6 protein-coding genes and 1 pseudogene are annotated in these 9833 nt (G+C 50.1%); all 7 read right to left on the bottom strand.

Annotation, left to right across the window (positions count from 1 at the left end):
* Positions 1 to 73: pseudogene (locus BUA40_RS14395) on the bottom strand (IS200/IS605 family transposase); the annotation flags it as partial.
* 235 nt (positions 74 to 308) lie between these two features.
* Positions 309 to 2606, bottom strand: a complete 2298-nt coding sequence (locus BUA40_RS08340; RefSeq protein ID WP_143149742.1) for a hypothetical protein — start codon at positions 2604 to 2606, stop codon at positions 309 to 311.
* Positions 2607 to 2676: 70 nt separating this feature from the next.
* Entirely contained in the window at positions 2677 to 3861 is a 1185-nt protein-coding gene (gene purT, locus BUA40_RS08335; RefSeq protein ID WP_072800186.1) for a formate-dependent phosphoribosylglycinamide formyltransferase, read from the bottom strand.
* A 35-nt stretch (positions 3862 to 3896) separates the two neighbouring features.
* Positions 3897 to 5351: a hypothetical protein gene (locus tag BUA40_RS08330; protein ID WP_072800185.1), complete on the bottom strand. Its 1455-nt coding sequence runs from the start codon at positions 5349 to 5351 to the stop codon at positions 3897 to 3899.
* Complete coding sequence (locus tag BUA40_RS08325; protein ID WP_072800184.1) at positions 5348 to 6025, bottom strand: hypothetical protein; 678 nt, start codon at positions 6023 to 6025, stop codon at positions 5348 to 5350. The genes BUA40_RS08330 and BUA40_RS08325 overlap by 4 nt, the downstream gene beginning before the upstream one ends.
* A gap of 15 nt (positions 6026 to 6040) precedes the next feature.
* Positions 6041 to 7594, bottom strand: coding sequence for a hypothetical protein (locus BUA40_RS08320; RefSeq protein WP_072800183.1), 1554 nt, complete (start codon positions 7592 to 7594; stop codon positions 6041 to 6043).
* 580 nt (positions 7595 to 8174) lie between these two features.
* Complete coding sequence (ftsZ, locus tag BUA40_RS08315) at positions 8175 to 9824, bottom strand: cell division protein FtsZ (RefSeq protein WP_072800182.1); 1650 nt, start codon at positions 9822 to 9824, stop codon at positions 8175 to 8177.
* Positions 9825 to 9833 lie beyond the last annotated feature (9 nt).

Here is a 9833-nt window from a genome sequence, read left to right as displayed (position 1 = left end):
ACTTCGGTGCAAACACGATGTGGTACTTGCAGTTCCATGTGGTATGAGCTGTCGATTTATTTCTATCATTCATTTTAAATCCTTTGAAATTATTGTTATGCAGTTGGCAGACCGCATTTCAATATTAATCAAAGGATTTTTTCTCATGACCGCCAGAAGGCTTTTACGGAACCACCGGCCTAGCCGGTGGTTTTCGATTATACAAATAAAGACCTTCCAGAACGGGAAGGTCCACTTGCTGAACTTGGGCAATACGCGCTTGCGTGCGCGCACTGCCGCGATAATTGGGCTAGGGAAAATTCTCTAAATCAACGAACTATCACCGCTTTCGTTTGACCCGCGACCCGGATCAAGTAGCGCCCCGGCTGCATCATGCGCAATGCGACAACAGCACCGTTTGCGTAACCACGCTGCAATAGGCGACCCTGCATATCCATGAGTGCGTAGCCCTCGCCCGCTTGCACGCCCGAGATTTCGACCATGCGGCTAGCGCTACGAACATTCACAGGCGACACCGCGCGGGAAACGACAAACGAAGTCTTTCCAGTGCTATCCGGGACGGTCTTGCTAAAGACCGGATAAAGGTCCGTACCCACATTCTGTCCCCATACGTCGCCATTGATGCCGTTTGCGTTGTAGTAATGAAGCTGTACGGCCACAGTCCCATCCGAGAAACTTTCGGCACCCAGTGTTTTATCAGAGAACGCATTGACGTATTCTACAGAAGAACCGTCATCGACTTGACCGACTAACGGTAAAACTTCTCGTGACATTTTTTTGGCACCGAAATCGAGTCCATACGAATTGATAACATGGCCCTTAGAGTTATATCCGACACCGGAAATCAACACACCACCGTTTCCATTTTGAAGACTGGCAACGCTGTAGGAATTGACAATTTTAAAATTCGCATACGCATTACCGATTAAGCCTCCGCTAAAAGTACCGTCAACTCGCCCTGTCGCGTAGGACTGTTCGATAACGAGATTTCCTCCGTTCAGTTTTCCAATAAGTCCACCCGAAGTCAGCGAACCCACGTACGATGAAGAATGGCAATTTTTTATGGACAAAGTTCCCTTATGGTTAGCATCGACAAGCGCGACAAAGGCTCCCGCAACGTTGTCACTCATCAAATACGAATCTTCGATGCCAAGGTTTTCAATTTTTACTTCGCGAAGGCTATCGGTTCCCTTAACCGAGCCGAACAGTCCCATATGTAATTCCGCCGCAGCGGTGCCAGGAAAATCATTTTCAAAAAACAGACCCGATATCGTATGTCCTGCTCCATCGAATGATCCATTGAAATCTTTTATCGGATACCAACGAATTCGACCGAATTTATCTCCATTCAGCGTATCGTTCTTGAGAATGTCCTTGTTGACAACGATATCCTTTGTCAACTTACCACACACAGGAACTTTTTTATACGAATACATGTTCGCGATAACAGCGAATCCATAAAGTTCTTCTGTCGAGCCGATTTGGTAGCAATCATCAACAAGTGCAGGAGTCTTGACAACCAGGGAATCAAAATCATACATATCTATATGATACTCTACCAACATTTTTCCACTTAATTCTAGACCGGACGCTCCAATACGTTGTCCCCATACAGAACCATCTACGCCATCCTTATTGTAGCCACGCAGCAACATTGCTATCACGCCATTTTCGAGATTATCTTCATCTGCCAAAGCCGCAAAAGAATTTGCCTCATGCTCACGGTCTCCATAATAAAAGCAATTATCAACATAGGTCTCAGCCTCATTGTACTTACCTAAAATGCGAATAGGCGTTGACTCAGAGGTTCCCGAAACTGCATACAAATTAATTGAGTTGACTATATTTAATTTTCCTACCGAAGAACCAACAAAACCACCAACAACGTTACCGCGGACAGAGCCAGAATTGTAAGAATTCACAATAGAAAGACTGCCGCTATTAAAGCCCACCAAGCCTCCTGAAGCAGAATTAACCGTATCACGTGACGATGTAGAAACATAAGCATGATTGGACGATTCGCTTATTTTAACATCACTCGCACAACCAATCAAGCCACCGGTAATCTTTCGAGAATTTATAGTTCCAAAGCTAGAAGATCGGCTATTCAGGATCTCAGCGGATTCGGCTTTTCCGGCGATTCCACCAACGCAACCCTCACCTCCCCAAAAATACGTTTGGACCAACCGCAGGTTCTTCACGACTGCCTTTTTTTCAGGAGCATTGCTATCGCTTAGATTTCCGCGAAGTTCTGCAAACAGCCCTACATCCGAAGAATCCTGCGTTTCGTTCATCAAGCCCGAAATAGTATGATTTTGTCCGTCAAACACACCGCTAAAAAGCTTGATCGGGGTCCACAAAACCGAATCCCCTTTTACGCTGAGTACACCACCTTTACCGACAAATTCATTAACGGCAATATCATTCATGAGTTTGCCGCATTCGTCGTGAGTTTCAGACGCATTCACGATGTCTGCAAAGCCGAACAGTTCGTCGGCTGTCGAAATGGCGTAACAACCGTCGGTATCAAGCGTGGGAACCGACGGCGTAACAGTCTTGGCAGCAAACGCCATAGACGTCAAAGCGAGAAATAGGATTTTTTTCATAGAATCCTCTTCTCAATAATCACCAAACGATGTAACGGTTCGCTCGGGGGTCTCCCCTCGCAATAAAAAACTACAGCGTCACCTTGACTTTTTCGCGCATGGCCATGACCTGGGCCTTGGCTTCTTCCACCGTGTCGCGGCGGGCAAGCAGCACGCCCAGGCGGCGGTGGCCCTTGAGTTCGGGCTTGCCGAACAGGCGGAGCGCGGTGTCAGGTTCTGCAAGCACTTCTTCCAAGCCGCCAAACTTCACGTGGTCGGAATTGCCGTCGACCACAATCGCCTTCGAGGCACTCGGGCCGTGGAAAGCAATGTTTGGAATCGGGAGGCCGAGAATGGCGCGAGCATGCAGCGCAAATTCGGAAAGGTCCTGGCTGATGAGAGTCACCATGCCGGTATCGTGCGGACGCGGGGACACTTCGCTGAACAGGACTTCGTCCTTGCACACAAAGAGTTCTACGCCAAAAATGCCACGACCGCCGAGAGCGTCGGTCACCTTCTTTGCAATGACCTTTGCCTGTTCCAGGAGTTCCGGCTTCATCGGCTGCGGCTGCCAAGATTCCTGATAGTCGCCACCCACCTGGTGGTGACCGATGGGTTCCAGGAAGCTCGTGCCCGCCACATGGCGAACCGTGAGCAACGTAATTTCGTAATCAAACGGCACAAAGCCTTCCACAATCACACGGCTAGCGTGCCCCGTGCGGCCTTCGTGCTGAGAAATATCCCAAGACTTCTGGATGTCGGCTTCAGTCTTGATGACACTCTGGCCGTGGCCCGAGGAACTCATCACCGGCTTGATCACGCACGGAATGCCGATTTCCTTGACAGCGGCCTTGAAGTCTTCAAAATTGTCGGCGAAGCGGTACGGGCTCGTCTTGATGCCGAGTTCTTCGGCGGCGAGTCGGCGAATACCTTCACGATTCATGGTAAGCTTGGTAGCCTTGGCCGTCGGAATGACGTTGTAGCCTTCCTTTTCGAGTTCCACGAGCGTGTCGGTCGCAATGGCTTCGACTTCGGGAACGATGTAGTCGGGCTTTTCAAGTTCAATCACGCGGCGGAGTTCAGCGCCGTCGAGCATGTTAATCACGTGGCTGCGGTGAGCCACCTGCATGCCAGGAGCATTGGCATAGCGGTCTACGGCAATCACTTCGACGCCGAGACGCATCATTTCGATGATAACTTCTTTACCCAGTTCACCGGCCCCGCAAAAGAGGACCTTGGTTGCACTAGAACTTAGAGGTGTACCGATTTCTGCCATAAAAAACTCCTTGATTTACAGGGATAATATAGGAATTATAAACCAATGATACTGTCAATCGGACTATAACCCCACAAGAATCCTTCCTTCAATTCTTTTCGGAAAACGAATACATAGGGATTCAGCGGAATTTCTTCGCCAGCATCACCGTATTCCTGAGTTTCGAGAGGCATTCCTGCATAAACGGCACCATCCTCCAATGCATGCGGCATCCAGGACCAGTCACCCGATTCCTTGCTAAAGCGTTTCGTCGCAGAAGCACGCATCGTTTCGCAAGTTATGTAATTATCGTTTGATATGCCCTTTGAAAAACCAAGATCTATCGACATTTTGGACTTCGGCTTGAACGTGGTCGAACCCAAAGAAATATCGAAGTAATAAGCATACGTTTTCGCAACAGAATCATAGAGCTGAGCGACACGAACCGGAAGAGAATGACGCATCAAGTCTCGGATTTCACGTTCATTTTCGCATGGTGAACTCATACCTTCAGCATCAAACATCTGGCAAAGATCTTCGTCTACCAAGGTCGCACATTTTTCAGCTTCTTCGGGTTTTGCCGTAAAGTAGAATCTAATCGTAAGGCTATCCAAATCATGTTCTTCATTATTGGCAACCGTCAGGCGCACAAAATCCATGTCGCCAAACACATACTGGACTGTGCGGACCTCTATATTCGCAATTTTTCTCGGAGTAACCTCGGAACTGCTAGATTCAGGAGTTTCGCTGCTAGAAGAGTCTTCTTTGGCTTCGCTAGACGAAGACTGTTCGGGAGCTTCGCCGGAAGACGATTCAGCCGTCTCTGCTTCGCTGCTAGAGGACTTTTCTTCAGATGCTTCACTGCTGGAAGATTCTGCATCGGACTTTTCGCTGCTGCTGGAAAGATCTTCGGTTTTGCCGTCGCTAGCCGGTTTCAAGACTCTGGTCATAACAGCGCCGTTTTTGCTTTCCACTTTGACGATTCCGTCTGTGGCGGCATAGTAAAATCGAGCTATATCGCAACGATTCGTATCCACTTTCGTACCATCGAACACCAAGACATTTCGATAAACCTTTTCTCCAATTTCAAGCGAGTCCATCAAATCAAGTATATACCCATTCTTGGTGAGCGGGAAATCGCCATCATCAAAATAAATAGTATTACTGCTCTTATTGACGCCACAACCAAGGATAATCCGCTTTCCATCAGCAGACGGCTGGAATCGGAGTGACACATGAATCGCCATCGACCTTGTATCGCCACTGTAGCACAGCTCCTGAAGAGAATCATCAACGCTCATCTTGTCGTAATAAGAGAACTGATCGAGCGAATCTCCTACGCCTGAAGATGTATTTTCCAGATAAATCACCGAATCCTTCATTTTGCCATTTTCAATGGTCACGAAGGCTTTGACGTTTTCCGAGAAATAGAGCGTAGAATCAGACGAACTTGACGAATCGGAGCAAGCCGCCAGAAGTAACGCAATCATCAAAGCGAATATAATTCTCATTTTTGTTCCTCCCTGAGTTCAATGTAAGTTCCATCACCGAAGTCTATTTTTATGATTCCCGCTTTGTGGGTATAGTAAATCTTGGTCAATGAAGGTACTTTTGACTCCCATACGGCGAAAACCCCCGCATTATCGGTATAGGCAGATCTTTTTTTCCGTGTTCCTTCGATTACAGCCACATCGCGATATACCTGGCCATCGATTTCCAACGAATCCAGCATACTCGACTTGGGGTTACTATTTTCTTCAAAGTCGGTATCGTCCAAGAAGAAGTTGTATTGACCCATATAGGTATCTACCCCTTGGCTTTTCCCATTTTCGCCATCCATTTCAAGATCAATGATTAGCATCGGGAATGCAGATTCCAGCCGGATATGACGCATTTCAACGACATCAACCGATCCATTCTGCCTACAAGGAATATCAGTTTCATTTGCATAGCTCATGTAGTTGCTTTTATAGGAAACTTCATCCTTGACAACAGTCATGACAAAGTCATAATCACTTGAATGGTGAAAACTCAGCGTATCACCTAAATGATATCCGCCAAAACGCTTTTGATACTCACACAACGGATCAACTTTACGAGTACAAATGACAAAGTCATCCTCATCTATACTGCACCCTGCCAAAAGAAGCAAGAGAGCTGCGCCCATCATCGAAAAGATTTTCATGTTCACTCCTTACCGTTAAAACTTCGTATCGACCGGATTGAAGGTCATCTTGATGCCGGAACGAATCCAGCCATCCTTGCCGTCTTCACGCTTGTTATGCGCCAAATTCTCGTAGCTACGGAATCCGCCGCCAAGGTAGAAACCAAACCAGCTGTTATACTGCATGGAATAAAGTGCATCGACCAGTGCCTGGGATTCCTTCACGCCCGACGGAGCCTTTTCTTCTTGAATGGCGACGTCGTAGTCGGTGTAAAGTTCCTTGTCGCCCTGCTGCAGCCAGGCGAGCGTCACCTTGAGGGAATGCCGCCCCCATTTCCAGCCGAGGTCCAGCCACATGTCCAACGCATCGGAGCCGCGGCGGTAACCGATCGGGTAATCGACGAAGTACATATCGGCGTAGTCGGGGTCGTCCTGTTCGCGGTAGTTGCTGCGGTAAAGGCGACGGCTCGAATATTCCAGCAGCGGGAGGCGACCGTTGTTGTGCAACGGGTCGGTGCGAACCACATCGAAGCGCCAGGAGAAATCGCCGTAGCGGCGAGTCGGAATTTCCTGATAGTAGCCCGCCATAAAGCTGATCATGCTACGGTTCGTACCCTTGTCGTCATCTTCACCCACGGGGCTGTTGATGTCTTCCATGTTGATTTGGCCGTAGAACTTGGCGGTACGAATCGGAGTGAAGCCGAGTTCGAACGTCGTTACGGCCTTAGTGTAACCGCCTGCAAAATTATTGTGCAGGAACATGAACGGATTCATGGAGCGGAATTCCAAATCCTTGCCGCCCACCATGCTTTCTTCAATAATGTAAGTCCAAAAGTGCGACGTTTCGACACCGATGCGGTGATACACCAAATTTTTCACGTTGTCGTCGTAAATGCGGTCGCGCTGGTTACTCGCCTGCTTGCCGTGTGCGGGGCACTTTTGTTCGGCCGCTTCGGAGCCCTTCGGGTAAACACAGCCCGATTCGTCTGCAGCACCCGGGACATCGTCAAAGAGCCAGGCGTTTAACGAGCTTACCAAGAAGTCATAGCGGAAAATACCGGCCTTGAACTTCCAGTGCAAGCCATCGTGGTAAGGAGCGCCGCCCAAGGCGAGGTCATTCGGAGAGACTTTGAGATCGGGGTCAAAACGGCCCAACTGCACATAGCCCACCGGGTTGTTCCACAAGGCATAGGCGTTAATAGGCACGCCGATATCCAATTCGCTCGGCTTGTAGGTAAAGTTCGTCTTGAGGTCACTATCGTACCAGGCTTCGATATCCTTGCGGAGAGGAGCTTCCATCAAGAAGTGGAAATCCTTGTAGCCCGCGCGGAAGCTGAGCATAAAGAACGGTTCGATATGTTCTTCGTAGCTGCGAGCGTTTTCAAGAGGCAAGCGAAGCCCGCGCCAGTTGCTACCATAATATTCAGCGGTATCGACAGCAAACGTCGGATCCGTCGGGCCACCGTTAAAACCGAAGTTGAAATCCGTACCTATTTGGAAATAGCCCTTATACTGCGTGGAATCCGAAGATTCCGCAAAAGCCAAAGCCACCAAAGAGCCAACAGTCAACAACAAAGTACGAATCCGCATAAGATAAATGTACTAAAAAAAATGGGCGTGAGCGGATATAACGTGAGCGACAAAGCCACAGGCGTTAAGCCGTGGCGGTCGCGAGAGTGAGCGCGCTAGGGACGTACTTGTATGATTGGGCGCGAGCGGATACAACGTGAGCCATAAGCGGCACAGCGTAAGCGTGCCGTGTTGGCGAGAGCGAACGCGCTGGGGACGTACCTATAAGATTGAGCGTGAGCGGAAATAATGTGAGCGACAAAGCCACAGGCGTTAAGCCGTGGCGGTCGCGAGAGCGAGCGCGCCGGGTACGTACTTGTATGATTGAGCGCGAGCGGATATAACGTGAGCGACAAAGCCACAGGCGTTAAGCCGTGGCGGTCGCGAGAGTGAGCGCGCCGGGTACGTACTAATAAGATTGGGCGCGAGCGGAAAATAATAAGGATCACCCAGGCAGGGAGTCCCGGGTGACCCTTTTGTGTTGTGGTGAGTACGCACTCGCGCACTCGTTGTGTGTGTGTTTAATTCTTGAGGAATTCAGCAAAACCCACCGAGGCTTTCGCCGCGGAACAGTTCTTGCTGATTCTTTCAGCAAGACTCATTAGAAGTTGTTTGCGTTCATGTTCCTGTTGCGCAGGTAGGCAGGCAGGCTGAAGTCGATAGCCGACGGAGCAGCGGCGGCAACGGGTTCTTCAGCGACTTCCTGACGGGTAGCGGCAGGACGTTCCATGGTCACGGTAGCGCCAGCAGCGGCATTGCGTGCGTAAGCAGGCAGGTCATACTGCTGAGCATCGTAGGCAGGAGCTTCGTAAGCCGGAGTACCGCCATTCATGCGGTCTTCTTCGGCAACGGCAGACATTTCAGAGGTTTCAGAACCCTGAGATGCAACTTCTTCTTCGGCCGGAGCGGCAGCGTTGAATTCCGGAGAGTTGAACATAGCGGAATTCACAGAACGCATCACGGAAGTTTCAGTCAGAGACGGAATAGAAGAAGTCATTGCTTCAGGAGCCGGCTGAGAAGCGGGCGTGTACTGCGGACGGGTGAACATTTCCTGAGATTCAGTCTTGGCAGTCTGGAAATCGAAGAAATTGAAACCGGTCGGACGCGGAGTAGCCTGCTGGACAGCTGCCGGAGCGGCAGGAGCCTGCTGAACCGGGGCAGAAGCCGGAGCGGTCTGCTGCGGGACAGTGAAGTTACCGAAGCCGAAGCCAGCAGAGCTGACCTTGGGCTGGTTGACAGCAGTACCACCGCAACCAGTAGCGATAATGGTGATGCAAACCTTGTCGCCGAGAGCCGGGTCAGTGATATCGCCGATGATGATGTTCGGGTTACCTTCTTCGCCGACCTTTTCGTAGATGTGATCCATAGCGTCGCTATGTTCGAGCAAGGAGTAGTTTTCGCCGTGGGCAACGTTCACGAGCACGCCAGAAGCGCCTTCGATGTTGATGTCTTCCAGAAGCGGAGAGGCAAGAGCCATATCGGCAGCCATGATACCGCGATTTTCGCCCTGAGCGTAACCGGTACCCATGAGAGCGGAGCCGCCCTTGAGCATGACCTTGCGGATATCGGCAAAGTCAACGTGCACGAGGCCGTGGCGGAACATGATACCGCAAATGCTCTGAACAGCGTTGCCGAGAATTTCGTCAGCCATCTTGAAAGCTTCATCCATGGTAGCCTTCTGGTTAGAAGCCTGGAGGAGCGTCAAGAGTTTCTTGTTTTCCACAACAATAATGGTGTCCACTGCAGCGCGCAGGGCGTTAATGCCTTCCTGTGCGATAGAGGAACGAGCGTTACCTTCAAAGCGGAACGGCTTGGTGACCACGGCAACCGTGAGGATACCGAGTTCGCGGGCAATGTTTGCAACGATCGGTGCAGCACCCGTACCCGTACCACCGCCCATACCGGCGGTCACGAACACCATGTCGGCGCCCTTCATGGCGTCCTTGATGTCGTCCAGATTTTCTTCTGCAGCCTTACGGCCAACTTCAGGATCCATACCGGCGCCCAAGTTTCTGGTGGTCTTTTCGCCAATCAGAATCTTGTGGTCAGCAAGGCTCAGATCGAGAGCCATTGCATCGGTATTGATGGAATAGTATTCCACACCATCGATGTTCATACGCTTCATACGGTTCACGGTATTGCCGCCGGCACCGCCGACACCGAACACCTTAACCTTGGCGTTGTTGAAAGATGGTTCCTCGCCCATAATGCGAGACTTTACCTCGAAGTTGATGTTATCGATTTCACTCATGTGTTTATC

The organism is Fibrobacter sp. UWT2, from assembly GCF_900142545.1.
Classification (GTDB): Bacteria; Fibrobacterota; Fibrobacteria; order Fibrobacterales; family Fibrobacteraceae; genus Fibrobacter.
This window is presented reverse-complemented; position numbering and strand designations above follow the sequence as displayed.

Bases quoted from the DNA above. Each gene is read 5' to 3' on its own strand.
- BUA40_RS08330 (WP_072800185.1), bottom strand. From the start codon at position 5,351: ATGAGAATTATATTCGCTTTGATGATTGCGTTACTTCTGGCGGCTTGC.
- BUA40_RS08320 (WP_072800183.1), bottom strand. From the start codon at position 7,594: ATGCGGATTCGTACTTTGTTGTTGACTGTTGGCTCTTTGGTGGCTTTG.
- BUA40_RS08340 (WP_143149742.1), bottom strand. From the start codon at position 2,606: ATGAAAAAAATCCTATTTCTCGCTTTGACGTCTATGGCGTTTGCTGCC.
- BUA40_RS08325 (WP_072800184.1), bottom strand. From the start codon at position 6,025: ATGAAAATCTTTTCGATGATGGGCGCAGCTCTCTTGCTTCTTTTGGCA.
- ftsZ (WP_072800182.1), bottom strand. From the start codon at position 9,824: ATGAGTGAAATCGATAACATCAACTTCGAGGTAAAGTCTCGCATTATG.
- purT (WP_072800186.1), bottom strand. From the start codon at position 3,861: ATGGCAGAAATCGGTACACCTCTAAGTTCTAGTGCAACCAAGGTCCTC.